This is a genomic window from Burkholderia sp. PR2, from assembly GCF_052372875.1.
Lineage (GTDB): Bacteria > Pseudomonadota > Gammaproteobacteria > Burkholderiales > Burkholderiaceae > Burkholderia > Burkholderia diffusa.
The window spans coordinates 712,183-738,525 of sequence record NZ_JBQRWH010000004.1 but is presented as its reverse complement, the minus strand read 5'-3'; the positions used below and the strand labels follow the sequence as shown (position 1 = coordinate 738,525).

Annotated in this window: 18 protein-coding genes; 9 read left to right on the top strand and 9 right to left on the bottom strand. The window is 56.1% G+C overall.

Annotated features, from left to right (window positions below):
* The first annotated feature begins 231 nt into the window (after positions 1–231).
* The 5 genes from ACT2FV_RS20570 (at position 232) to ACT2FV_RS20550 (ending at position 9,664) form a co-directional block, all read left to right on the top strand.
* A complete protein-coding gene (locus ACT2FV_RS20570; protein WP_444505439.1) occupies positions 232–1,389 on the top strand; it encodes a hypothetical protein in 1,158 nt (385 codons plus the stop codon).
* 444 nt (positions 1,390–1,833) lie between these two features.
* The gene (locus ACT2FV_RS20565) at positions 1,834–3,789 is read left to right on the top strand and encodes a DUF4214 domain-containing protein (RefSeq protein ID WP_444504687.1); all 1,956 of its coding nucleotides are present in this window, start codon (positions 1,834–1,836) and stop codon (positions 3,787–3,789) included.
* Positions 3,790–3,795: 6 nt separating this feature from the next.
* Entirely contained in the window at positions 3,796–6,723 is a 2,928-nt protein-coding gene (locus tag ACT2FV_RS20560) for a glycosyltransferase (RefSeq protein WP_444504686.1), read from the top strand.
* Positions 6,724–6,729: 6 nt separating this feature from the next.
* On the top strand, positions 6,730–8,352 hold the full coding sequence (locus tag ACT2FV_RS20555) for a glycosyltransferase family 4 protein (protein WP_444504685.1): 1,623 nt from the start codon (positions 6,730–6,732) through the stop codon (positions 8,350–8,352).
* A 193-nt stretch (positions 8,353–8,545) separates the two neighbouring features.
* Positions 8,546–9,664: a glycosyltransferase family 4 protein gene (locus ACT2FV_RS20550; RefSeq protein ID WP_444504684.1), complete on the top strand. Its 1,119-nt coding sequence runs from the start codon at positions 8,546–8,548 to the stop codon at positions 9,662–9,664.
* 64 nt (positions 9,665–9,728) lie between these two features.
* Here ACT2FV_RS20550 and ACT2FV_RS20545 read toward each other — a convergent pair whose 3' ends face one another.
* The 9 genes from ACT2FV_RS20545 to ACT2FV_RS20505 all read right to left on the bottom strand — a co-directional run bounded on the left by ACT2FV_RS20545 (position 9,729) and on the right by ACT2FV_RS20505 (position 20,583).
* A complete protein-coding gene (locus ACT2FV_RS20545; RefSeq protein ID WP_444504683.1) occupies positions 9,729–11,426 on the bottom strand; it encodes a hypothetical protein in 1,698 nt (565 codons plus the stop codon).
* Between the two features lie 285 nt (positions 11,427–11,711).
* Positions 11,712–12,608 carry a WcbI family polysaccharide biosynthesis putative acetyltransferase gene (locus ACT2FV_RS20540; protein WP_444504682.1) on the bottom strand — a complete coding sequence of 299 codons (897 nt, stop codon included), beginning with the start codon at positions 12,606–12,608 and terminating at the stop codon, positions 11,712–11,714.
* Positions 12,609–12,630: 22 nt separating this feature from the next.
* Complete coding sequence (locus tag ACT2FV_RS20535; RefSeq protein WP_444504681.1) at positions 12,631–13,746, bottom strand: GSCFA domain-containing protein; 1,116 nt, start codon at positions 13,744–13,746, stop codon at positions 12,631–12,633.
* A 675-nt stretch (positions 13,747–14,421) separates the two neighbouring features.
* On the bottom strand, positions 14,422–15,696 hold the full coding sequence (locus tag ACT2FV_RS20530; RefSeq protein WP_444504680.1) for a glycosyltransferase family 4 protein: 1,275 nt from the start codon (positions 15,694–15,696) through the stop codon (positions 14,422–14,424).
* Positions 15,697–15,731: 35 nt separating this feature from the next.
* A complete protein-coding gene (locus tag ACT2FV_RS20525; RefSeq protein WP_444504679.1) occupies positions 15,732–16,385 on the bottom strand; it encodes an ABC transporter ATP-binding protein in 654 nt (217 codons plus the stop codon).
* Positions 16,382–17,173 carry an ABC transporter permease gene (locus tag ACT2FV_RS20520; protein WP_444504678.1) on the bottom strand — a complete coding sequence of 264 codons (792 nt, stop codon included), beginning with the start codon at positions 17,171–17,173 and terminating at the stop codon, positions 16,382–16,384. The genes ACT2FV_RS20525 and ACT2FV_RS20520 overlap by 4 nt, the downstream gene beginning before the upstream one ends.
* 152 nt (positions 17,174–17,325) lie before the next feature.
* On the bottom strand, positions 17,326–18,225 hold the full coding sequence (locus ACT2FV_RS20515; protein WP_444504677.1) for a GDP-mannose 4,6-dehydratase: 900 nt from the start codon (positions 18,223–18,225) through the stop codon (positions 17,326–17,328).
* Positions 18,226–18,230: 5 nt separating this feature from the next.
* Positions 18,231–19,265 (bottom strand): GDP-mannose 4,6-dehydratase, encoded by a 1,035-nt coding sequence (gene gmd, locus ACT2FV_RS20510; RefSeq protein WP_444504676.1) that lies wholly within the window; start codon positions 19,263–19,265, stop codon positions 18,231–18,233.
* Between the two features lie 148 nt (positions 19,266–19,413).
* On the bottom strand, positions 19,414–20,583 hold the full coding sequence (locus ACT2FV_RS20505; protein ID WP_444505438.1) for a polysaccharide biosynthesis/export family protein: 1,170 nt from the start codon (positions 20,581–20,583) through the stop codon (positions 19,414–19,416).
* Between the two features lie 143 nt (positions 20,584–20,726).
* On the opposite strand from ACT2FV_RS20505, the gene ACT2FV_RS20500 reads away from it, so the two are divergent.
* The 4 genes from ACT2FV_RS20500 to ACT2FV_RS20485 all read left to right on the top strand — a co-directional run bounded on the left by ACT2FV_RS20500 (position 20,727) and on the right by ACT2FV_RS20485 (position 26,310).
* The gene (locus ACT2FV_RS20500) at positions 20,727–21,881 is read left to right on the top strand and encodes a glycosyltransferase family 4 protein (RefSeq protein WP_444504675.1); all 1,155 of its coding nucleotides are present in this window, start codon (positions 20,727–20,729) and stop codon (positions 21,879–21,881) included.
* Complete coding sequence (locus ACT2FV_RS20495) at positions 21,878–23,728, top strand: capsular polysaccharide export protein, LipB/KpsS family (protein WP_444504674.1); 1,851 nt, start codon at positions 21,878–21,880, stop codon at positions 23,726–23,728. Before ACT2FV_RS20500 ends, ACT2FV_RS20495 begins: the two co-directional genes overlap by 4 nt.
* 140 nt (positions 23,729–23,868) lie before the next feature.
* Positions 23,869–25,296: a mannose-1-phosphate guanylyltransferase/mannose-6-phosphate isomerase gene (locus tag ACT2FV_RS20490; RefSeq protein WP_444504673.1), complete on the top strand. Its 1,428-nt coding sequence runs from the start codon at positions 23,869–23,871 to the stop codon at positions 25,294–25,296.
* 201 nt (positions 25,297–25,497) lie between these two features.
* A complete protein-coding gene (locus ACT2FV_RS20485; RefSeq protein ID WP_444504672.1) occupies positions 25,498–26,310 on the top strand; it encodes a mechanosensitive ion channel family protein in 813 nt (270 codons plus the stop codon).
* The last annotated feature ends 33 nt before the right edge of the window (positions 26,311–26,343 follow it).

Here is a 26,343-nt window from a genome sequence, read left to right as displayed (position 1 = left end):
CGCGCAGCCGTCCCGCGGAATTCGGCGTGGCATGGACAGCAAGATCGCGACTCCGCTCCGGCCTGTAGTACGAAGAGCTAGGAACGGTACATGATTGTACGTCCCGGGATGCGCACCAGGCACCAGGCAGTCTGCACCCAGCCTGAACAGCACCCCGGATTTCTGATTCGCCCTCCGCCAGATAATGATGCTGGCAGCGAAGTGAGGGCACCACATTCCTGCGGAAAAGAGTTGGAACAGATCTCTAGCAACACTGCAACGAACAATGAGTCGACATCAGCCAGACGCAGCCTGATCGATAGATTTAAGCACATGAATCGGCTGTTTGTAATCGCGGTCGTCGTACCGACTATCGTTGCGATCGCCTACTACGGTCTGATCGCCTCCGATGTGTACGTCTCTGAGTCGCGCTTTATTGTACGAAGTGCATCTCGTCAGAGCTCCAGCAGCGTCATGGGCGCCCTGCTGCAAGGGGCTGCCTTTTCCCGCACGCCGGACGATGCTTACTCCGTCATCGACTATATCCAGTCGCGTGACGCGCTTCACGAACTCAATACCAACAGCGGCATCGCGACCGCCTACTCTACACAGGGCGACATCTTCAGCAGGTTCCACGCAAGCCTCGACGGCAGCTTCGAATCGCTGTGGAGATACTACGGCAAGCACATTGTGTCAGTGAATCTGGATTCCGCGTCCGGCATCGCGACACTGCGGGTGCGCGCCTATACCGCCAATGAGGCCGCCGGCATCAATGAGAAGCTGCTGGAGATAAGCGAACGCCTGATCAACGAGATGAACAAGCGTGCCGCGGACGACACGGTGCGATTTGCGCAACGCCAGGTCGACGAAGCCGCGGATCGAGCCAAGGCAGCCGCAGTCAACCTCGCGGCATATCGAAGCGGAAACGCAGTTTTCGACCCTGAAAAGCAGTCAGCCCTGCAACTTCAGCAAATCACTAAGCTGCAAACGGACCTGTTCAGCGCTCAGACCCAACTTGTGCAACTGCAGTCCATCGCGCCGAAGAATCCTCAGATTCCGGTGCTGACGCAGAATATCGCCATGCTGCAGAAGCAGATCCACGACTCCACCGGAGATGTCACAGGCAACAAGGGCTCGTTGTCGGCAAAAAATGTCGCCTATACGAAGTTGCAACTGGATTCGGAAGTTGCCAATAAGCAACTTGCCTCGACCATCTCCGCACTGGAAAATGCCCGCAGCGAGGCAGAGCGAAAGCAACTTTACCTGGCTCGACTGGTTCAACCGAACACCCCTGACGTCGCAACCGAGCCCAAGCGACTCAGATCGATATTTGAGGCAATCGCACTCGGAATGATTGCATGGGGAATTTTGAGCCTGTTGCTTGCGGGAATTCGCGAACATCACGATTGATCTGTTGCGACACTATATTCTCGGATAGCTGCTAATATAGCGAGCCATTTAAACACGATGACGCAGGCAATTCGGGAGCCTGCGCCATCTCACGAGAAGAACGGCGGAGAGGCATCTCTTGGCTTGCGGAAGCAGCAGTGCACGAGCCTTATCTGCAGAGTGGTCGGCTGTGTCTTTCCGGCAATCAAACTTTCGGCACTCGTAATTCGAAGTCGCCTTTTCGCTGGATGGCTATGCAGTACGTACGCTCCCGCCGAGCTTGCTCAATGACTTGCCCGCACGACCGAGAACATATTTCCGCAATGAAACTCCGATCATCGCGCGATATTTCCCCAAATCGCGACGATCGGAATTTCGCTCTGGCCGCCTCGTCGACACGGCAGATGGCAGGCAGGAAGTTCACGATTTTTAATTCGGCAATTACCTTCAAGAAGGTTCAAAACCATGCAGCCCACTGAAATCGCTCACTTCAAGAACCGAATCCGACAGGTAGTTGCGAAACAAGCCAACCGAATCCTGCATTCCAAACTCGAGAAGGCGGTCGATCTGACGCAGGGGCATACCGGCAGCCCGGATTCGATCGCACCCGATATCGAGCGCATCAAGCAGATCGCCATCGAGCTGCGCGGCGCCGTTTATGCGTCAGGCGGCACACACCATCACGCCACTCTCGAGCCGCATCCGCTGCCGCCGTTACCCGGTGTGTCCATCCCCGCCCGGTTCGATCTGGCCTACCCTGCACTGCCCACCTATCCGAGTTTCGTCGACTTCTTCGACGAAAACCACGAACGCTTCCTTCACCGGTTGTTCACCCATCTCCTGCACCGGGAGCCCGATGAAGCTGGCCTCGAGCATCTGCTCGAACAACTCCGGTCGGGCGACTCCCAACTCGAAGTCCTTCTTCACATCTGGGCATCGGAGGAACGGAAACTACTCGGCACGCAACTCGGGGGAATACGGCATGCGAGACGACTTCTGTTTCTCTCGAATCTTCCTGTAATCGGCCGCCGATTCAAAAGCAAGCTCAGGCCATCGGCCTCTGGCAAAAAAACGATCCAGTTTTCCGCGACGACGCTCCAACAGTATGAAGACGAGGGGTTCGTCCGCTCAGCCTATCGCGTCATCTTGAGGCGCGAACCGGACACCCAGGGCCTCCGTGACTACCTGAATCAGATCAGGTCTGGCATCTCGAAGGTCAAGATCATTCAGGATTTGCGCACAAGTCGCGAAGGACAGGAGGCCGCGACCGATCTTCACGATATCGCCTACGCGAGCATGGTAGAAACGCTGGAGGCAATCCCCGTGATTCGTTGGATCGCTTTCCCATTCATCGTTCACTATCGTACATATCGCATCGCGAAATTGGCAAAGCTGGCCAATAGCACCCTCATCGCCAATACGAACGCCCGCGCCGCAGCCGCAGATTCCGCATTCCAGCGGATCCTGATTGCCATCGGGGAGCGCGATCAAATTTCGAATATCCAGGCCTGTATTGCGCGTGATGCGATCACGTCCCTGCAGGGGAGCATCGATGCCACATCCAAAATGATTGCCGAATCGGCCAAGCGTTCTCCGTGGATCGCCTACGACGAACGAATCCGGAAGCTCGAGAAGAAAATGCAGTCGGATCGTGATCATCTCGCGCGACTCGTCAAACTCGAGGACAGTGCAACGCGCTCTGATGACATCCATCGGGTCGTCTTCAGCGCCATCGAGGACAGCAGGAAAACAAGTCAAGCCATCGCCCTCGAGTTGAAGAGCGAAATCGATCTTCTCCGCCAAGACATATTCGACACCGCCCGCGTCGTTTCCGCAGCGGCCGACGCCCCCCAGCCGAGTGCACACGGCACTTCCGGTACGGCCTCACGCGTGCAATCTACACGTACGGAAAAGCCCAGCTTGTCTGAGGGTGACGTCAGCAGCGCATCGGCGACGCACGACCGGTCACTCGCAACCTTGCTGGATTTCATCGCAGAAAACAACGGAGTTCGCGATTCCGAGATTGAAATGCTGCAACATGCGGTCGACGTACTCCGGTCGAACGTCGACCACATCGTCAAGGAGCGCAAACGCTCCGCGGAACAACCTCAGTGGATCATGTACGACGAACGCCTCCGTGCGCTCGAAAGCAGGATCAGTCGCATCGAGCAAAGCGTACATCGAACGAACAACTTCCGCGAATCGAGCGGTTCCACCGATCAGGGCCAACTGCTTGCCATCGCAACCCAACTGGATTCGTTTAAGCTGGCGCTGGACGACACGTTGACGAAATTCTCTGCGACGGTCGGTCACGCGAATGAGGGGGCGACTTGGCAGACTCCTCGCGATACGTCACATGATGTGCACGCTGGCCCACAAGACTACGCAGTCATCGATAAAAAAGCGCAAAAAAAGGCATAAACAATCATGAATATTCTGATTTGTAATGAACGGCTTCTGTTTCGCTTTGGCGTCGATCGACTACTCCTGATTCTCGCTGAGAATCTTCGCAAGCAGGGACACCACGTCACTGTGATTGCGAACAATTTCAATGACTCCGTTGTAAAAAACGCCGCCGATCAAATTTATCGAATTCCGGATGGCGCTGAGGCCTACATCCAGCTCGACACTTTTACATCAAAGTGGATCGACAGGGCATGGGACGAGCTGTTCTGGAAATCGAAACCTGACGTCGCAATTATCGGTGGCTGGCCATTTTTCTCCACGATTCCGGTTCTCGAAAAGCATAACTGTCGGACCCTGTTCATCGACTGCGGCTCCGTCCCGCTCGACGGATTCGAGGGGCACGCACGTGAGATTCAGCTTTACCTGAAGGAACTGCGTAAGAAGCACTTGCCACGTCTGACCAAGATTTCACCGATCAGCCAATTCATCGCGACATCGCAATCCGCGATCGACGCTCCCTCGGTGTCATCCGAAACGATCCTGCTCGGCGCGGATCACATGGCAGACGCAATCTGGGACGATGCAGCCCAGAATTCCGAATCGCTCGCGTCGCCGATCCTCGATGCCTCGAAAGGAAAAAGACTGAACATCATCAACTTGGGCCGCTGGGAACCCGGCTGCTACAAGAACTCCGAATGCGTATTCGACATCTCTACCGAGCTGTCGCAACGGAACATCGACCACAACATCTTCGTGCTGGCCGATCCCCAGCAGTTTGAATGCCCCGCGCCCGCACGAGATCACGTGCACCCAGTCGGATTCCCGAGCGACCTGCAACTGCAGGATCTGATGCACGCCTGCGACGTCGGCATTTCCGTGTCGACCTGGGAAGGATTCAATCTTCCGCTCGCGGAGATGCAATGGTTGAACAAGCCCACACTGGTTTTCAATGTCGCTGCACACCCCGAGGTCGTTGTTCACCCGTGGTACCTGTGTGCGAATACAACCGAGATGGTGGACAAACTCGCCTATCTGCGCGATTCCGCCGACGTCGTCGCCGCCGATCACTGGCCAGAGCGGACGCTGTTTCATCGGGATTTCCGCTGGCGGCGTGTCATCGGGCAATATGTCAACGTCATCCGTGACCTCGGTCACGCCCGCAGGAAGGTCTTGATCGACGTGAGCAATGCCGCGATTGACCCGGCCAACTCCGGCGTCATTCGCGTCACCCGACGACTCAGTCGCGAGCTACAACATTTTGTGGATCCTGTCTTCGTCATGTGGGATCCAAGCATCAAGCAGTATGTGTTCCCGACGGAGCATGAGTACAAACAGTTGTCGCAATACAATGGCCCGGTCGCCGGGAATGACTTGCCGCGCTCTCCGGCGGGCAAACGCAAACTGCTAAGCGACCGTTCGGATCTGTATCGCGGAAACAATACGTGGCTTCTTCTGACTGAAACCATATTCGAGAAGAACGGCGTCAACATTCGAAAGTTCTGCAAGCAGAACGGCATCCGGACGTCGGCCATCTTCTATGATGCGATCCCCGTGCTCCGCCCCGACTACGTCAAGGACTCCGCCATTCGCGAGAACCATGCGGACTACATGCGAGGCATCTCGCATTGTGACGTGGTCGTTCCCATTTCCCAATTCTCGGGCGACTGCCTCGATACATTCTGGAGAGCGAACGATCTCGCCGGGCCGCGGGTCCGTGTCAACACCCTGCCCGGCGAGTTCGGTGGCACGTCCCGAGTTGTCGCCTCGGTCAACTCGTCGTCCGAAGGGCCGACGCGCATTCTCTGCGTATCGACGCTGGAACCCAGAAAGGGACACAGGAAAATACTTTCGGCCCTGCGAATGCTGGCGAAGGACCATCCTGATTTTGACTGGGAAATCACGTTTATCGGGAATCGATATGCAGGGGCCCAGGACATTGCCGACGAGATGACGGCATTCTGCCAATCTGAGCCCCGTGCGAAATGGCTCGGTATCGTCGACGACGACACGTTGCGTAGGGCCTACTCCGATTCGACACTGACGATCTACGCCTCCGAAATCGAAGGTTTCGGCATGCCCATCATGGAAAGCCTGTGGCACGGCAAGCCCTGCATTTGCCACTCGGATGGTGTGATGCGTGAGCTCGCGAGCGACGGCGGCTGCCTGACGGCAGATATGACAACACCCGGCCGCATCGCGGATGCCTTGTTCAAGGCGGGCAGTGATCGGGCACTGATGCAACGCCTGACCGAACAGGCCGGTAAGCGTGCCATCAAGAACTGGCGGGAATACACGTCCAGCTTTCTCGAGATACTCGACGAATCGACGGATGCCGAGCACGAAGATGCCGACGAAGACGGCGTGCAGGCGGCCATTGGTGAATCGCTGTCGCTCATCCGTAACTACGGCATCAGCACGGCATCGCGTATCTTCCTGAACGCCCTTTTCAAACGGGTCTCGCTTGGTAGCACGCTCATCGTCACCGACAAGCAGGTAGACGCGTTGATACAGGTACCCGATAGACGCGCAGTATTCGCGTTCAACCCGGACGACAAATCGCACGACGTCCGCCCAGGTGACGATCACGTCATCCGCATCAGTGGACCGATCGATATTTCGCTTCCGCTCGTGCTTGAAGAACTCGATGTCCGGGGTCCCTATCCGGATTCGATACTGGTCGTGTCCGATGATGAGCGCCTTGTCGCACAAGCCCTCGACATCGCCCATGCATACGTGACGAAGCAGCCGCTCGCCGTTTATCTCGAGACGAACTTGCCGGACATGATCAGGCTGCAACGGCACGCGGTCTTTCAAAACGATCGTATGTCCGTCGTCTCCAACGACCGCCGAAATCCGGAACCGACACGCGATATCGTCTCGCTCGGTGACGGCGACTCAAGAAAGCACGTCGTTTTCTCGATCATGGACACCCTGCAAGCCGATCACTGAATTGCGATGAAGATACTTATCTGCTCAAACGTCTATCCGCCGAAGTTCATCGGCGGTGCCGAACTGATCGCGCACCAGCAAGCGGTCATGTTGAAACGCGCCGGACATGAAGTCGAAGTGTTTTGCGGGGACATTCGCGAAGGCTACCCCCGACATAGCTTGCGCACCGACGAACTGGATGGAATCACGGTTCACCGCAACCGGCTGACCGGCGAAGATTTCCAGATCAACCTGCTCAGCTTCAACCATCCGGAAGTTGAGGACAATTTTCGCGCGGTCATCGAGCGATTCAAGCCCGACGTGGTGCATGGACATAATCTGATCGGACTGTCGACGCGCATTCTCCGGATCGCCAAGGATGCCGGTGCGTTCTGCGTCGTCACCCTCCATGATCATTGGGGATATTGCCTAAAAAATACGGCAATGCTTGAGGATGGGCAGCTTTGTGATGACTTCACGGCCTGCACGCGATGCCACGGCCCGCTAGACGACGGACGTGGCAGAAACATACCGATCCGGCTTCGCCAAGGGCATTTCCGAATCTTGTTCGACAGCGTCGACGCCTTTATCTCGCCTTCGGCCCATTTGGCAAATTCCTACTTGAAGGCTGGCTTCCCGGCGGAGAAGATGCACGTCAACTGGAATGGCGTCGACTTCCAACGCTTTTCGAATATCGACAGACGTGCAGCACCTGCCGTGCGCTTTACCTTTGTTGGTTACTTCGGCAAGCACAAAGGGGCCGCCACCCTGCTAAACGCGCTCACGATCGTCAAGAACCATATCAACGTTCACGTCAATCTGATCGGCGAAGGCGAGCAGCATGAAGAATACGAGCGCTTGGTTGCCAGCAACGGCTGCAAGGATCTCGTGACGTTCTGGGGGAAAATTCCGAATGAACAGATGACGTCCGTTTATGAAAATACCGACGTGCTGGTTCTTCCGTCAGTCTGGCCGGAAAATCAACCGGTCTCGATCACGGAAGCCATGTGCTCCGGAATACCAGTCATTGCATCGCGAATCGGCGGCATGCCGGAACTGGTCAAGCACGGCGTCACCGGATTGACCTTCGAACCCGGCAACGCAAGCGACCTCGCCCATTGCATGGAAGAAATGGCTCGCTCTCCGGAATTGCGCACCCTGCTCGGCGTCAATGCTCAGGAAGCCATGCGGTTCAATGCCTTCGAGATGCAGGTTTCGCGCCTCGTTCATATCTACAGGCTTTCGATCGATCATTCCCGAACACCCGGCCCGGCAGCGCGGATTCTGTGCATCGGAGACAGATTCGACCAGTCGTTTGCCACGATTGTCGAAGCCACCCATGAATGTCTCGCCGAGGAAATTCGCCCTGTCTTCACACACCATGAATGGATCACTCCGGCGCAACTCCGGGAGTTCTCGTTGATCTGGATTACCGAGAGCAATGGCGATCTGAGCAACGTGATACGCCAGAACCTAGACATCAGGGTGCCGGTAGTCTTGCCCCAGGCAAAACTCAGGGGACTGCCCGTGGAACACGGGCTCCCGGTGTGGTTTGCGTATGAAGACGCCGCCGAAGCACTCGCATGTATCATCGAATTTTCACGAGATCACGCCAGTCGCCATATGTCGAACACCGAGTCGATCAGTTGAGCATCACTGTACTTCGGCCGGTTGCGAACGCCTCCGGGTCGGCTTGCCGCTCATGTGCCGCAAGACCTGGCGTGACGGGCTGATACACGACTCATCAATGGCGACATCGAGATGGACTCCATCTCGATGTCGCCCAACTTTGACTGGATATGGCGTACCTCGCACAAGGTTGTCTTCCCACTATCGCGAATTCATGAAAATTGCCTTCTGCGTCGATGCCATTACCCCACCTCTCACCGGCATCGGTCGTTACACGTATGAGTTGGCCAATCATTACCTGGCAGATTCATCGAATTTCGCAGAGTTAAAATTCTTTCTCCAGAATCGTTGGATCGAGAACCCCAACGCACTGTTAAGTAATCTCGTTCAGGCTCGACACCGAAAGGGACTGCTTGCTCAGACGACACGAAAGTTCCGGCGCTGGCGGCTGAACCGTCAGGCCAGACAGTTCCTGTTTCACTCGCCCAATTACTTTCTCCCGGATCTGGTCGACTCCGGAATCTCGACCATTCACGATTTGTCGGTATTTAGGTATCCCGAGGCACACCCCCGCGAACGAATCGCCGATTTCGAAAACCGGTTTGAATCGACGCTCAACAGAGCACAACACCTGGTCACCGACTCCGAAGCTACACGAAAGGAAGTCATCGATTACTTCGGCTGGCCGGACCATCGCATTACATCGATTCCGCTCGGCGTCGCGACCGATTTCCATCCTCGTGACAACAGCGATCTGCAAAACTACCTGAGTTCGACCGGACTTGGGTTCGGATCATATTCGCTGTGCGTATCGACGCTGGAACCGCGCAAGCGGATTGAATACCTGCTCGATGCCTACTCCAGCCTCCCCGACGATATACGACGGCACTACCCGCTGGTGTTGGCAGGCAGCAAAGGCTGGTTGAGTGACGCGCTATATTCTCGCATCGAGACCTACCAGCGCGACGGATGGCTCCGCTATCTCGGGTTTGTTCCCGAATCGGCGCTTCCGCTCCTTTACTCCGGTGCACGCGCCTTCCTGTACCCGTCGATTTACGAGGGATTTGGACTCCCAGTCCTCGAGGCGCTCGCCAGCGGCATCCCGACCTTGACTTCGAATCGCTCATCCCTCCCCGAGGTCGCCAGCGGCGCAGCCTGGCTTGTGGATCCCGACGATACCGAAGCGTTGAAGCACGGCATCGCAAAGATCCTCCTTGACGACGAGTGGCGGCGAACCGCAGTGTCCGCGGGCTTGTCGGTGGCCGGCCGCTTCACCTGGAAGCGCTGCGCTGATCAGACGATCAAGCTCTATCGGCAAATCTCTCAGGCGTAGTCGCTGGCGCCATCACAATGATAGGTGATCGCGGTATCCAGCGAGAGTGCAGGACAACGCCACTTCAATGCGCAGTCCAATTCGTCCCGTCACACACCGCCAGCACAGTCGTTGTCCCGCTGCCTGTTAACGGCTTCGCGTATTGCGGTATCGCTGCGTCGGTCACAAAGTAAGTTGATCCGATCGATGACTTGCCGCATGCGGGTAGAGTTGCGACCGTTGCCTGCGGCATCGCCTCGGGTCGTGCGCCGGCTCCGGCCGCCTGGATCCAGCGCGCCCCGTCATGAACAAGCACGAGCACTGCATTGCGATTCGCCTGAAATTTACCGCCGTTGTCCACAAACAGCGAATCATGGCCATCGCCCGAATAGACCGTCAACGCATCGCGAAATATCAATGTGATCGTCCGTCCTGCCCAACCGCCGCCGAGATACCGTAATCCGGTGCCCCCCTTTACCGCAAATACTTCGCCATTTGACGGAAGATTCAGATATTCCCGCGATATCAGTTCGGGGATTTTGAGGTCCCCAGAGGAGAGCGCCTCACCCTGTTTGCCTGTCAAATTTAGATTATCCGGCCCGATATTTATATTGGATGTCGAAACAAGCACGGCAATACCGAAATCATTATTCGCCAACGTATTCCTATCAAACATAACAATCGATTCCGGACGCCGGATCACCAATATCTTTTTTGCATTAAAAAATTCCGCTCCATACACCTTCGCATTACCACTTTCAACATAAATATGCGTAGAATTACGATTAAATTTCATACCAGTCAAATCAGCGATTTGACTGGGGTTAAGATTAATCAGCACCCCAACAGCCTGACTCCAGGCAACATTTCCCGCCCCTGAAAATCCATTCAGATTTCCATCAAACCGCCACCCCTCAGAATCAGAAGACTGCTCGACGTTATCCGCAAAATTGTTGACCGCACTCACCGTACTGACATTCGCGAAGCGAAACGATGTTTTATAGCCATATGCGAAATTATTGACGAGAATTGGCCCATCGACGGTATCGTGCAAATTATACGCAATGCCAGGCCGCCGATTACGCGAGGGACCTCCCGGCGATGCAATCGTTGCGAAAGGCCACATATGGCAGTTGGTAATCCGAGCAACATCGTAAACGCGCGTGAGCTCGATGCCATTATTATTATCGCCGTACAATGAATTGATCAATGGCCGCTGGTAGCCCGCATCGTACACAGCTCGTTCGAATCCGAGAATCGTGACGCGGTCCACCGCAGCATCATCACCACCGATCGTAATTGCCGTTCCCGCGTATGACTTGCTATCGGGCGCAGGAAACGTCATCCCCGCGCGAAAGATCTGCATTGCCCGAATACTCGCACCGGACGACAAGACAATCGTCGCTGCGGGACTCACATTCATCACACCGCAACTCGAGTTGGCATATTCGGTGATCGAATTGCTGCCGTTGGTTCCCGGCGTCGTGCACTCACCCTCGAGTGAAACACCCGGCGGGACAACCAACTCTCGCTCAATCAAGTATTTGCCGGTTACCTGGACGCGGCCTCCACCGGTCAGGCCGCGCATCTTTTTCTCGAGACAGGCAGTCGAGTCCTCTTCTCCTGTCGGATCGCAGATGGCATCTTCGCGGCCGCCGTGCGTTCGACCTGTACCCGCGACCATCTCTCGACCGGGCACATCAACTACCTGTGCGGGCGCATTCTTTGTCGCGAAAGCAGACAGGCCAACCATCACGGCCACAACCGATCCAACATGTTTCATAGGCAGTTCAGCACGCAGGTCCGAGAATCAGCGAATATCGGCATCGGTCTCGACACATGCCTTGTATGGCCCCTCCGAGTACGCTCGCCGAACACAGCAGTAGACTACCGAAGAGATGTATCGTTCGCCCGGTCGCGTCGCCCGCGGAAGCGGTCACGGACAATTGGCATAGCTGCTGGTTTGCGCCAGCGTCTCGTCAAGCGCGTGATCCACTTGGGTTCGAGTGGATCACGCGATCGACATGCGACACCGACCGTAACTCGACGCCTGCCCTATCAGCACCGCTCAAGAGCGAGAATCGGAAATCAAGTCCTGTATGACTTTCCGTGCGAAGCGAACCGAGGAATCGACGAGAAGCTCATCACGCTCCAGCGAACGATAGATCTCGTAGGCATTTTTCGCAAAGTGATGGATATCCATGTATCTCTCCGCCTCGCTATTGGTCGCTCGCTTGTAAGTGCGAAAACGGTCTGCTCCCTGCACCCCAAGATAACGCCGAATTTCGGGGTATACCGGGCAACCATGCTGATCGTCGAATATATCGTCAATCTCACCTTCGACCGACGAACCAGGCTCAAGGCCTACTGTCTTCGCGGCATGCAGTGCAAACTCGCCAAGTATAGCGACGCTCGGATGATTCGGTGTATGCATGAATGCGCCGCGCGCAATCCAGTCGTCCCAGCGTGAGCGCGCGAACTCTTCGAGTTGATAGGGGCGCAGCAGCTCAAAGAATACTTCCTTAGCTGCATTGAAGTGATGAAAATAACCGAGGCGATCAAATATCAATGCATTGGCAATATTTGCTGCCTGCGTATCGGGCAAACCAAGAGTATAGGCAGCCGCAATGATTCTGGAGTGATAGACCTCGATCGGGGAATTCAGTGGTGCTCCGCGATACGGAATGATGATCATGTCGGGATGAAAACCGCTGAATACCAGCGGCGGGATGATCACGACATCCCTCGCGATTTCCCGCAGCGCATCTTTCGAAAACTCCTCCATACCGTGATCCGGCAGGATTTGCGAAATGATTAAATCAGATTTTTTAAGATGGCCGATTATTTCGTTTACATTTGACGTCGGCTGTACATGATAACTAGACACTTCTACTTCGGGAAATTGCTTGCGCAAATAAGCGGCCATTCCCACGACTTGACAGATACCTACAAGAGAGATTTTCATGATTCGCCTGTCGTTTCGGAGATTAGCTGCCGAAGTCCTGATCAAGGACCTCTTCATCACAAATAATTTTCTGAAGCTGTTTCATGTGCTCCGCAGTCGATGTCCCGCCCGCCGCCGTGAATGCCGTATGAGCCGGGCGAAAATCTGCGGGCCGAGCAGAAAGTGTCACGGCATCGGTAACCGTTGTGTCGGTACCAGCAAGATAGTGACGCTTGAACAGGCGCATCACGTGCGCCACTCCCTCGGGCCGTACTTCCCGGAGATCGTCCTCGAAATATGACGAACGAGCATATGCCCCGGTAATGATTTCATACGAGGGGAAATAGGCCACATTTGAATGGCAGCGCGAGGCGTCCTCGGCAACAACACGCAACGCTGACTTGCTATAGCAGGTCGAAACCAGCACATGGCGTGCTTCATAGGTTGCAACTAAGGCGACCGGCGAAACCGTCAGGATGATCTTGATGGCTGGATTGACGCCCCGCAGCAGCGAGATGAACTTGGTCAAATCCTCTTCCATCTCCCGAACCGTAAAATTCCGGAATGAAATCGAATCCCCTGCACCCGGATTGGCAACTACGCCGGGCGCGATCGGGAAGACAGCACCATCGACATCCGAGACCCATCCCTCCGTCAACCCCAACGTAAACACAAAAACGTTTGCGCGCTCGAACATTTCGCGCACGGCCTTGAAATGTTCAATACGATCGGATTCAACCTCTTCACGGCTGGCAAATCCAGACTCCTGAACTCGCGGACGAAACGGATCGACCGCGCGGCCATCTGCCCGCCACCATACGGTATCGACCGGATGGAACAAACCGTAAGCCCGGAGGAATAACTGCAGAAGCTGACGCACGGTGTAGATATTGCCGAAGCGAGCCGGGAATACACCATATCCGTCATCAACCGCAGCGACGGAGCGCGGTGCACTCTCCGTCACCAGATAGTCGTAACCTTCCGAGGTCAACGTTCTCGATATGTGCTGGGCGAAACAGCTCCCTGCGGTCGCGATCTTGTCCCCGAGATTGATCGGGAACGGCGCCGACACTACCGGATCCACTTCACCGATGTTCAGGCTGGACACCGATCGCTTCCAGAAAGCGTAGTCCGGTTTACCGGAATAAGGATTCTTCATGTTTCCCCTTCACATGTTCTGACTGATACAACCCATCTTTCCCGCGGGTGACCCATCTTTGGCGTCAGTCACCAAAGTGTGAGCTTCGCGGAGCTGAATCGCTACGTGTACGGACCGGCCGATGACCCGCCCGGTCGCGGATGCCCATAGCCAGCCGCACCGCACGGAAACATCCGCGACGAGCCACTCTCGGCAAACTCGACTTCATTCTGGGCTGGCCTGTGACGAGGGTGCAATCGGGCGCACTTCACAAATATTCAGTTGCCTGAACACATGCCTGCACCCGAACGAACGAATCGAGCGATTTCGATGATTTTACGTCGCAATAGACGAAGAATATCAGCAAAATCCCACAATAATTGTGTCTGCGCGACGACGACGCCAAAATCGTTAAATTTCGGCGAAAGATTGTTGAAGTTGCCTTGATTGCCATCAGCGCGTCACGTCGAGGTCAGGAACCTGCGCTCGCGAAGCAATCTCGCATCGGCCCCGCTGCCCTTCCTTACATCGTCGGAACCCCGGCGAAGGCTATCGGCCGGCCTAGTCAAGCGGATCTCTCGATTGCAACAACGACACGTCACTCCGGGCGCCTGCGGAAAAGCGACACGCAATAATTTTCCCGGCGGCAGATCGTCCCGGCCAACCATGCCGCTGGTCGGGACAAGGCCTAGCCAGTCAGGCCAGTTCGTTCAGATGCCTGATCAGCCAATTCGTGCTCTCCCGCCAGTTGAGCAACCTCATTCGGTCGATCGCGGGTACTCTTTTCGATTCTGAATCATTCATCCATTCGAGTATTCGATCCGCGAGTTGAATCGGATTGTCGTCGCAAAAATACGATGCTGACTCTCCGGCGATTTCTCTGAACACCGGCAGATCCCGCGCCAAAATTGGCATCCCGTAATGCCTCGCCTCGACGAGGGGCAGGCCAAATCCCTCTGCCATCGACGCCATCACCAGTCCACCCAGATTCTCGTAGAGCCATCCCAACTGGCCGTCGCTGACATCCTCCAACCAGACTATCCGCCTGCCGTTTTCGGGATGCGCACGCAAACGTGCGGCAAACGCTTCGACATTCCAGCCCTGCCGCCCCGCCACGACCAGTACGACATCGAATCCTCGTCGCCACAGCTCCTCCACGGCGCCCAGCACGTGCTCATGTCCCTTTCTCGGCTCGACGGTACCGACCATCAACAAGGAGCTGGCGAGCGCGGCTTCACTTCCGCCGGCGTGCACGATCGCCGGCTGAATCGGCTCGATGACCGCCTCACCGAATGATGCGCCAAGATAGAACCAGCGAAAATTAATTTCGTCGTCGCCAATGCCGAATCTCGATGAAATCCAGTGACGAGCATCATCGGCTACCGCATTCGAAATACAGCAAAGCATATCGGCGTGAATCGAGATTGATCTCAGCCACTTTTGATAATGCTTACTGCCTTTTTTCGTGAACCACTGCGGATACAGGGCCGGGATCAGGTCATAGATGACAAATGCACATTTCACCCCGATCTGTCGCCATGACAATAATTCACGCAATCTCTCTGGGATGATTCGGCTGCTGAAGTCCAGGCCGAGAAAAATGTCACCGCATTGAACAGTTACCGGAAAATCGAGCGTCCGCAATTGCAGTCGATCGTCATCTCCAACCGGGCACTGAAGCTCGACATGGCGATAGCCCAACTTACGCGTAGCTCTAACCAGCTTGACTTCAAAACCATCTGGGGGGGCCCGCAACAATTCGATAGCGACGGAGCGGACAACGCGCTGAATGCCTGTTCCCGCGTCATGCATGGCAAAGATCGAGACATCGACAAGCAGCCACCTGCCCCTGCGCTGCGGTTCCGGTAGGACACGCAACGACGCAATGCCTCGGCGGGCGTATTTCACCCAGGCCTCGTGGTAGTGAACGGCAAGCAACTGGAGAAGATGCAACCATACCGTTTTCCACATCACAAAAATATCAAATTCGAAGGTTTAATATTCAATTAATTCGAACTAGCCTGATAAAAGTCGTAGGCTTCGTCGACATGATCGAATTGATGCAACTTCCCTTGAACGAGAACCGCGGCACGATCACAATGCTGTCGAATATATCCGGCGTCGTGACTAACGATAATCAACGCCCGATCACTCCGTTTTTCAAAGAGTTCAGCGTGACATTTCGCATGAAATCTACTGTCACCAACAGCAATGATTTCATCAATCAGGAAGCAGTCGAATTCGATAGCCATCGATAACGCAAACGCCAGACGAGCACGCATACCTGCTGAGTACGTCTTGACGGGTTCTCTCAGGTAATAACCCAGTTCGGAAAATTCCTGAACAAACGGCTCGGCCGCCTTCGAATCGGCGCCATATACCCGACAGATGAAGCGTAGATTATCCAGACCGGTCAGACTACCCTGGAATGCGCCTGCGAATGCCAGTGGCCACGATACGCTCATGCCACGTCGCACCATCCCGCTGGTAGGTGGCTCGGCACCACTAACCAGCCTGATCATAGTCGACTTGCCGGCGCCGTTGCGTCCGAGAATACCAATTTTCTCTCCGCGCTCAACCGTCAGGTTGATACGATCGAGAACTGCACGCGAACCCTGGCGGGTCCGATAGACCTTGGTGACGTTTTCCAGTGCAATCATTCAGGTTCGACTCGCTTGCCTGTTTCGGCCACGAGAAACAGGCCGACTAGCATTAAAATGGCATCGAATATCACGACGTAGGACACGCTGTAATGCGGCTTGACGAGATCACCGAAATAGCCGGCCCGCATCATTTCCACGCCATGCACCATGGGCAAAAACAATACGTATTGCTGCATTTTCTTCGGCAACCAGTCAACCATGAACAGCGCACCGGAAAGTGCAAACAGCAGATAAGAAACCGTATGCCAGATCCGTTCCGACATCTCGCTGCGCTCACTCAACGCCCCAATCGCAAATCCAAGTCCGATCGCGAAGAATGCAAGCAGAAACCAACCCATGAGAATCAAAGTGATGTCACTTGGCATCGACATGATGCCGAGCGTCACAAATAATATCGTCAATGTGAATATCGAGATTGTCGCACCCGCGATCTCCAGTATCGCCCGAGAAATGAACAAATCGATCACGCGTACATTCCTGTGAAACAGGAGACTGTGATTCGGAAGGATTGCGAGACAGCATCGGTTAACGCAATTCCGCCACAGCAGGACTGACGAATAACCGGACAGGGCGAAGGCGGCAATCGGCAAACCCGAGCCATGAACAGTTTTGGTCGCCGTCCACAATCCGATGACACCCAACGTAAACATCATCGGCTCACCAAACAACCAGACGAACCCGACGTTGTGTCTTCCATAGCGCGTAATGATTTCCCGCATCAAGAGCGCACCAATCACTCTGATCTGAATTTCGAGAGATCGTCTAAGTGGAGTATCGTGCTTCATTCCGTATAACCCATCTCTACCTTGCCGCGATCATTGAAACACCACGACGGCACGTATCGAATCCAGAGATAAAATTCCTTCGGCCGCTACCCTCCACTCGCAAGCCACCAGATGCTCCGGCGGCTTGCGAGGTGGGATGGACAGCCATCGGCTCATTGCCCGACATTCGTTCCCGCGAGCATCCACTCAAGCGTTTTATCCAGGTCGGAATCCGGCTCCCAGCCGGTGGCCAAACGCAATTTCTCGTTCGAACCTATCAACTTGTGCACTTCGTTGGCGCGAACAAATTGCTGATTGACACGAATCTCGAGATGGTGTCCGGTAATTTGTTCTGCAATGGCCAACACTTTGCGCAGCGCGTAACCATGACCGGAACAGACATTGAATGTTTGCCCCGCAAAACTGCCGTCAATCAAGCGTGCATAGGCGGCGACCACCGACCTGACATCGGAGAAATCCCGAATCACGTCAACATTGCCAAGTTCGATTACCGGTCGCCGATCACGGAAGTGTTCAACGATTTTGGGTAACAGAAAACTGATCGATTGTCCGACACCGGTATAGTTGAACGGCCGGACGATGGTAATGGGCAGTTTGTCCATCCAAAGTCTTGCCATGAACTCCATCGCAACCTTGCTTACGGCATAGTCGTTCGCGGGACTCACAGGCGTCTCTTCGTCCAAAACTTCCCGATCCGAGTTGCCATAAACGTTCGCGCTGCTCGCCAGTAGCACTGATCGGGGACTGCATCCGGACGAGCATATGGCCTCCAGCAGATTCCGGGTACCGACTACGTTTGTGTCATAAATTGTGCGTGCATCTCCATGTGCTACAAACGCAATGGCTGCCAGATGCACAACGACATCGGGCCTGATTTCCCCAAGGGCCTGTTCGACTTGGGAGCGATGCAGCAGGTCGACGACACGAGTCGTAGGCGGATTCACATCCTGCCGATGACCAAAGCCACATACCTCATGGCCTGCCGCGACGAGAAAATCCGACAGGAAGCGGCCGGTGAAGCCGTGTACCCCAGTGATCAGGACTTTCGCCATGAGTGTCAGAACGAAAAGCCGGCTTTATTGCGGCGGATATCGGCTTCAACCATCATCTGGCAAAGCGCCTCGAGAGAAGTTTGCGGCTTCCACCCGAGTTCGGCGTGAGCCTTCTCCGGATTGCCGATCAGCAGCTCGACCTCGGCGGGACGATAGAACTTCGGATTGATCTTCACGATCACCTTGCCCGTCTTCTTGCAGGTACCGATTTCGTCGGCACCGCTGCCACTCCACGCGAGATCGATGTCGGTTGCCTTGGCCGCCATCGTCACAAAATCTCGCACGGTTTCCGTCCGGTTCGTGGCCAGGACGTAGGTATCAGGCTTGTCCGCCTGAAGCATCCGCCACATGCCCTCGACATACTCCTTGGCAAACCCCCAGTCGCGCTTCGCGTCGAGATTGCCAAGTTCCAGCACGTCAAGCTTGCCGAGATGGATCTTCGCGATGCTGTCGGTGATTTTGCGCGTGACGAATTCACGCCCGCGGAGCGGAGATTCATGATTGAAGAGAATGCCGCTGCAGCCAAAGATGTCGTAGCTTTCCCGATAATTTACGGTAATCCAGTGGGCATACAGCTTTGCGACACCGTACGGGCTACGCGGATAGAACGGCGTCGATTCGATTTGCGGAATCGCCTGCACCTTGCCGAACATCTCGGAGGTGCTGGCCTGGTAGAAGCGAATATCAGTGTTGATGATACGGATCGCTTCGAGCAGGTTCAGCGGTCCAAGCCCAGTAATCGCGGCCGTCGTGGACGGCTGATCAAAGGACACGCCAACGAAGCTTTGCGCAGCAAGGTTGTAAACCTCGGTGGCGCCGGTCGTCTTGAGCAAGTTGATGCTCGCACCCAGATCCGTCAGATCGTATTCGACGAGTCGCAGATTGGGATGCGAGTCGATACCGAGCTCCTCAATTCGCCAAAAATTTACCGAACTCGTCCGACGGTAGGTACCGTAAACCAAATAATTCTTCTCCAGCAGCAATTGCGCCAGATACGCTCCGTCCTGCCCAGTAATACCAGTAATGATTGCTGTTTTCATGTTTATCTCTGCAATTCAAAAAAGTACTTCAGATCGCCAATGAGTCAGCATATACGATCATGCGAATACGCAATCAAGCATTTCCGCATATTGAATTGATCGACATTGCCAACACAACACGCAACGATCAAATGCCTCAATCCTCAAATCATTTGAACGACTGCACCCCGGTCACGACCGGATATGCAACGGTAAACACCAGATTCAACATTTTCTGGAGTTCTGTAACGGGTGCATTTGACACGTAAATCAGATCCTTGTTGTCCACCATGAAATTCTGGGCAACAAAAAACGAGCCTGGATCACGCAAGTTCACTCGATAAATCACAGGAACCTTGTTATCCGCCGTGGTGCGCACCGGCTTGGACTGCCAATCGAGCGCACCAGCATCCTCGAAACGGAAGACAAACACACCCTGCGCATCTGCACGCGAGTCTTCCAAGCCGCCGGCGCGCGCGAGCGCCTGTGCCAAGGTAATACCCTGAGCTTCGAAATTGATTTCCTGATTCTTGCCCGTCGCGCCCAGGGACGTAAAGCTGTAAGGCTGGAACAACGCGGTAACCACGTCTCCCGCGCGTAACGGTACATTTTGACGCGGATCGCGAATCACTGTCGCGAGCGGAAGCGACGCCACAACATTGCCCCGCGTCACCTGGATCGTGATCTTGTCGATCGGCTGCCGGACGCCCCCTGCGGAAGCCAGGGCATCGAGCACGCGCTCGCCGCGTGCGCTGAGCTGCATCCTGTTACTGCTCGCCACATCACCCACAATCGTGACATATGACGTCTCGTTGCGATCGAGTTTTACCAGCACCTGGGGATCATGCGCAATGCCCTTAAGCCGAGTCGTGATGTATTGCTCAAGCTGCGCTGGCGTGCGCCCGACCGCCTTTACTGCACCAATGAATGGGATACGAATATTCCCCTCTCCATCGACGGTTTGGGTCGGCAGCGTCGTCATGCGCGATCCGCTTGTCGCACCGGACTTGGCGTCCATTTCACCTGCTGAGAACAGCGTTGCCGGTGGCGCCTCCCAGATCAACACGGAAAGACTGTCGCCAACCCCGAGCCGCTGACTGAATTGCGCCCCGTCGCCCAGGACATCGACGAAATCGCTGAGCTTGCGCTCGGCAAAAAGTTTGCGCGCCACTTCGTCGGTGAGATCGACAATTTGAATTCCCGCCGGATTGCTTTCGGAGGCCGCGCTATTGACTTGGGACCGGCTGGGCCCGGAAGTCGGGATGGCCGAGCAGGCGCTCAGGCCGACGACACCACATGCCGCCCAGGCCAGATATGTACGACGATAGAAACTTGCCATGTTTTGATGCGTTCCGGTCATCATCTAGAATCGGCTTGGATTGTCTCACGATGTAGAATATATTTGCGCGCGATTGGCAGAATTCCTCGATCCATCCGTTGCTACTCGCACACGTCCATCCGTCAAGACAAAATATTTCATCCGTGTTAAACGTATTTCTGGACGTATCCCGACTCCTGTCGCGCCTGGCTAAAGGACAATTACCGACAGGCGTGGATCGCGTCGGGCTGGCCTACGTGGAACGCTACCACGACAACGCGCGCGCAGTACTCAGCGATTTCGGGTTTTCCAAAATTCTGTCCGAACGGGATTCGCGCAGGATATTCAGCCTGCTACTGCAATCGACCGCGCCCTCCAAGGCGCGAATACGCGTGCAATCTGCTTTCAGTCTGTTGACACCCGTAAGTGGCACTTTCGACAAGGCCGTTCTCCTGCATACGAGCCACAACGGCATGGAACAGCCACGCTACTACCAAGCCATGAAACGTCGCGGCATTCGGTCAGTCTTCATGATCCACGACCTGATACCAATCACGCATGCCGAATACTGTCGCCCGGGAGTCGGCCCGGTTCATCGCGCGCGCATCCACACCGCGCTGCGCCATGCCGACGGCCTCATCATGAACTCGCAGGACACACTCGATGCACTGACTGCGGAAGCGCATCGCGCCAACCTGTCGCTACCGCCTACGGTCGTGGCTCGCCTGGCACCGGGAATCGCAGTACACGACAGTGTATCCAGCCCGCTCGATCAGCCCTACTTCGTCATGCTCGGCACAATCGAGCCTCGAAAGAACCACTGGTTCATGCTGCATATCTGGCGGGAACTTGTCGCCCGGCTCGGCAAGCGAGCGCCCAAACTCGTCATTATCGGTCGCCGCGGATGGGAATGCGAAAACGTCATTGACATGCTCGAACGCTGCGAAAGCATCCAGGATGCCGTGATAGAACATTCCGACTGCAGTGACGCACAATTGCGCGCCTGGCTGCAGCATGCGCGAGCACTATTATTCCCGTCCTTCGTGGAAGGCTACGGCATGCCGCTCGTTGAGGCGCTGACGCTCGGAGTCCCCGTGCTAGCAAGCGATCTCGGGGTGTTTCATGAAATTGCCGGAGATATTCCGGACTATCTCGACCCATTCGATGGCCCAGGCTGGTCCGCGCGCATTCTCGCATATGCACAAAGCGGCAGCCCCGAGCGCAACGCACAGCTCGATCGCATTGCAGACTTCGAAATCCCCACCTGGCATATGCATTTCCGCCAGGTCGACACATTTATTGACGCACTGTCTTCGTGAAGACGAACATCTACCGCCCCACCAGCGCTCCAGGTGTATGGGCAAACGATATCCTGCCACGCAAACGCGGGCCGTTACTATCGTGGTTTTGTGCGCCACTTGCCATTCGCACCGCGGAAACATGGATCCGCTGCATCGATGACGAACTGGCGAAACACGCGACCGACAGCGAAACGACAGACTTGCAGCAGTTGATGGAGCGATTTCGCGCAGCCTGTGTCTTCGATCCTGCTGCTTCGCCATCGCGCCCCCACCCCGATCTGGCCGCGTCGACCAAGCAGCGCGTTCTGCTGATCGACGAACCGGTCTCGGACGCCTTCGGCACACCGAGTCCGGTGCGTCGTCTGGCATTCAAAAAGATGATCTCAGCGGCGCGCAACACGCATCCAGACGCGGAATTGTGGCTAGCGCGCAGCGGTGCGAACGAGCGCACGGATTGGTTGTCCGCCCGCCATCCCGAGATATGCGCAGCTTCGCGATCAATTGATCCTCTCGGCTCGCTGTGCGCGTCACTCCCCCATTTCCAGCATGTTTACACGGTATCTGCTCCCGAAGGCATGCAAGCACTGTTGTGCGGAGTACCGGTATTCGTATTTGGCCGCCCCTACTACGCGGGATGGGGCCTCACGCACGATGATGCCGTTCAGCCGGCGCGTCAGGCCAGTGTAACAATCGGTGCTCTGTTCGAAGCGATGTTCGTACGCCTATCCCGGCACATTGATCCGGAGACCGGGACAATCGGCGAACTGGACACGTTGCTTGCCGCAATCACGACACACCGTGCGACGGCGCGGCGTTTCGCCGATGTGGGTAGGGTTGCGGGAGTCCGCTTCCAGTGGTGGAAACGGCCGTTCGCCACGCCCTACCTCACCGCAGCGGGAACACGACTGCGCTGGATCGATCGGCTCGACGAACTTCGCGCTGGTGAATATGCCGCGTTCTGGGGCGCCCGCTCGTCGACAGGCCTTCCACCCGAGACGCCCATGATCCGCATCGAGGATGGCTTCTTGCACTCGGCTGGCCTGGGTTCGGATCACGTCGCACCCTGCAGTCAGGTTATCGACCGACTAGGTATTTATTTCGATCCGAGCCGGCCAAGCGATCTCTCAGTGATCCTGAACGAGGCCGAGTTTGCCGACTCGGAACTATCTCGCGCCAGAACATTACGCGAAACAATCTCAAACGCTGGATTGACGAAATACAATCTGGGTCGCCGCCGCCCGACCTGGCACGCCCCGCTCGGGAAAACAGTCATCCTCGTCCCCGGTCAAGTTGCCGACGATGCATCCATTCGCCTCGGCACGAGAAACATCTCGACGATTGAAGATCTCGTGAACCAAGTCCGCCTCCATCGTCCTGACGCGTTTATCGTGTACAAACCGCACCCGGACGTGTTGTCCGGAAACCGGCAGGGTGTTGTCGAGGCTAACGGCAATGCGGATATTGTCGACGCCGAATCCGATCTCGCGTCTCTGATCGAAGTTTCCGACGAAGTTCACACTCTATCCTCGCTGTCCGGCTTCGAAGCCCTCATACGCGGTAAGCAAGTCCATACCTATGGACTGCCATTCTATGCCGGCTGGGGCCTCACGCACGACAGGCTCCCACAGCCATGGCGCGAACGCAAACTGACTCTAGACATGCTCACCGCGGGCGTGCTGATTCGCTACCCGGTTTACTGGGACTGGACCTGGAGAATATTTACCACGCCGGAATCAGTTGTCGGCAAAATGAGCGCATCCGCATCGCGGCCGCTCGAAAGAATCGAAGGCAACCGAATGCGGCCGTGGCTGAAAGCCTGGCGCTGGAGTCGGAATGGCATTCTGCACCTTCTTTCGCGCGGTTGATCGTGCTGTGTTCGATTTCAAATAAGCGGGGCACTCGTTCATCCAAAAACAACACGTGACTGCAAAATTTCGAGAAAATGGCACACTGATTTCAAGACAGGCAACTCTTTCATCAGCATCTCAGCAAGGTCGAGTGATTCATGAACATTTATCCGGTGATTCTCTGTGGTGGCAGTGGTACACGGCTTTGGCCAATGTCGCGGGGTGGCTACCCGAAGCAATATCTAAAACTGGCAGGAAAGCACTCTCTGGCGCAGCAGACTGCGCTGCGTCTTGCCGACATCCCTGATGCGGCAGCACCAATTGTCGTTTCGAATACCGAGCAACGGTTCATCATTTCCGAACAGCTACGCGCCGTCGGCATCGCGCCATCTTCGGTCATACTTGAGCCGGTTGGCCGCAATACGGCCCCCGCGATCGCCATCGCGGCACTGGTTGCGCTGCGAAGCGCACCGGACGCGCTACTGATGGTGCTGCCGTCGGACCATATCATTCTCAACGAGCAGGCCTTCATCAAAGCAGCCTGCACAGCCGCGAAAATCGCCGAGGATAATCATCTCGTCACGTTCGGCATCAAGCCGGATTCACCACATACCGGATACGGATATATCCGCCGCGGCTCGACTATCTCCGAGGAATTCGCCGCCTACACGGTACGGGCTTTCGTCGAGAAACCCGACCACGCGACGGCCGAAGCGTTCCTCGACGACGGCGGCTATTACTGGAACAGCGGCATGTTCATGCTGAAGGCATCGACATACATGGAGGAATTGCAACGCTTCGAACCAGAGGTCGCCCGACAGGCCGAAGCTGCACTCCACGCAGCCACCTGCGACACCGATTTTATCCGTCTCGATGAAACCCAATTCTCCGCCGTACCGAATATTTCGATCGACTACGCTGTAATGGAGCGGACCGATCGTGCCGTCGTGATCGCCGCATCCGACCTCGGCTGGAATGATATCGGTTCGTGGGCGTCACTCGCCGAGATCGCAGACAAGGACGATAACGGTAATGCGCAGTTCGGAGACGTATTCACCTACGATACCAGCAATGCTTACGTTCGCGCCGAACACCGCATGGTCGCAACGATCGGTGTCGACAATTTGGTGATTGTCGAGACCGCCGACGCCGTTCTCGTCGCTCATCGCGACAAAACCCAAGACGTCAAGAAAATCGTCGAGTGGCTCAACACCTCCGGCCGCCATGAATCCATCACGCACCGCCGAGTCGTGCGTCCGTGGGGCGATTACGAAGGCATCGACCAAGGCGACCGCTTCCAGGTCAAGCGTATCGTCGTGAAACCAGGTGCACAACTCAGCCTTCAGATGCACCACCATCGCGCCGAACACTGGATCGTCGTGAAAGGCACGGCACTCGTCACGAACGGCGACAAGGAAATCATGCTGACCGAAAACCAGTCGACCTACATCCCGCTCGGCGCAACCCACCGGCTGAAGAACCCCGGCAAGATTCCGCTCGAACTAATCGAAGTCCAATCGGGTGCATATCTCGGCGAGGACGATATCGTCCGCTTCGAAGACACCTATGGCCGAGCAGCCTCGTAACCACAGCGATTTCCGGATTACGGGCCGAACTTGGCCGCGAACCGACTCCCACCAACGGGCAGGACGCGCGCGCGTCCTGCCCGTTTTTCATTACGTCAAGCCATGTAAGGCGGGTTGCCCGCCCCTCACAGGTCGGGCTATAAAAGCGCCACCCACTCCGGTGTATGCGCCGCCCTTTTTACTCTTGACTTCGGAGAACGCATGATCGATCTCGCCACCGCCCAACAATTCCTGATGACCCGCGGCCTGGACTTCGGCCTCAACCTTCTCGCCGCGATCTTGTTGTGGTTCATCGGCCGCTGGGCGATCCACATCGCCACGCGCCTGCTCGGCAAGGTCGTGCGCCGCAGCGGCAAGGTCGACCCGACGCTCACCGACTACCTGGCCTCCGTCGTCGGCGTACTGCTGACGGTCCTGCTGATCCTCGCGATCCTGCAGATCTTCGGCGTGCAGACGACTTCGTTCGCCGCTCTGCTCGCCGGCCTCGGCCTCGCAATTGGCACGGCCTGGGGCGGCTTGCTCGCGCATTTCGCCGCCGGCGTGTTCATGCAGGTGCTGCGCCCGTTCAAGATCGGCGACGTGATCAGCGCAGGCGGCGTCACGGGCTCGGTCAAGGAGCTCGGCCTGTTCGGCACGACGATCATCACGCCCGACAACATCGTGACAATCGTCGGTAACAACAAGATCTTCTCGGACAACATCGCCAACTACAGCGCAACGTCGCACCGTCGCGTCGACCTGACCGCGAAGATCGCGAACGGCGTCGATGCGGTCGACGCGATCAACCGCCTGAAGACGTCGCTGCAGCATATCCCGAACGTGCTGACCAATCCCGCCCCGGACGTCGGCGTACTGCAGTTCACGCCGGAAGGCCCGCTGCTGTTCGTGCGCCCGTCCACGCAGCCCGAGAACTACTGGCAGGTGTACTGCGATACCAACCGCGTGATTCTCGAGACGTTCCGCGACGCGCAATACCCGACGCCCGAAACACCGGTCTCACATCGCAACGCGTAACGGCGGCGCACGACGAAAAAAGCGGGGCAACCG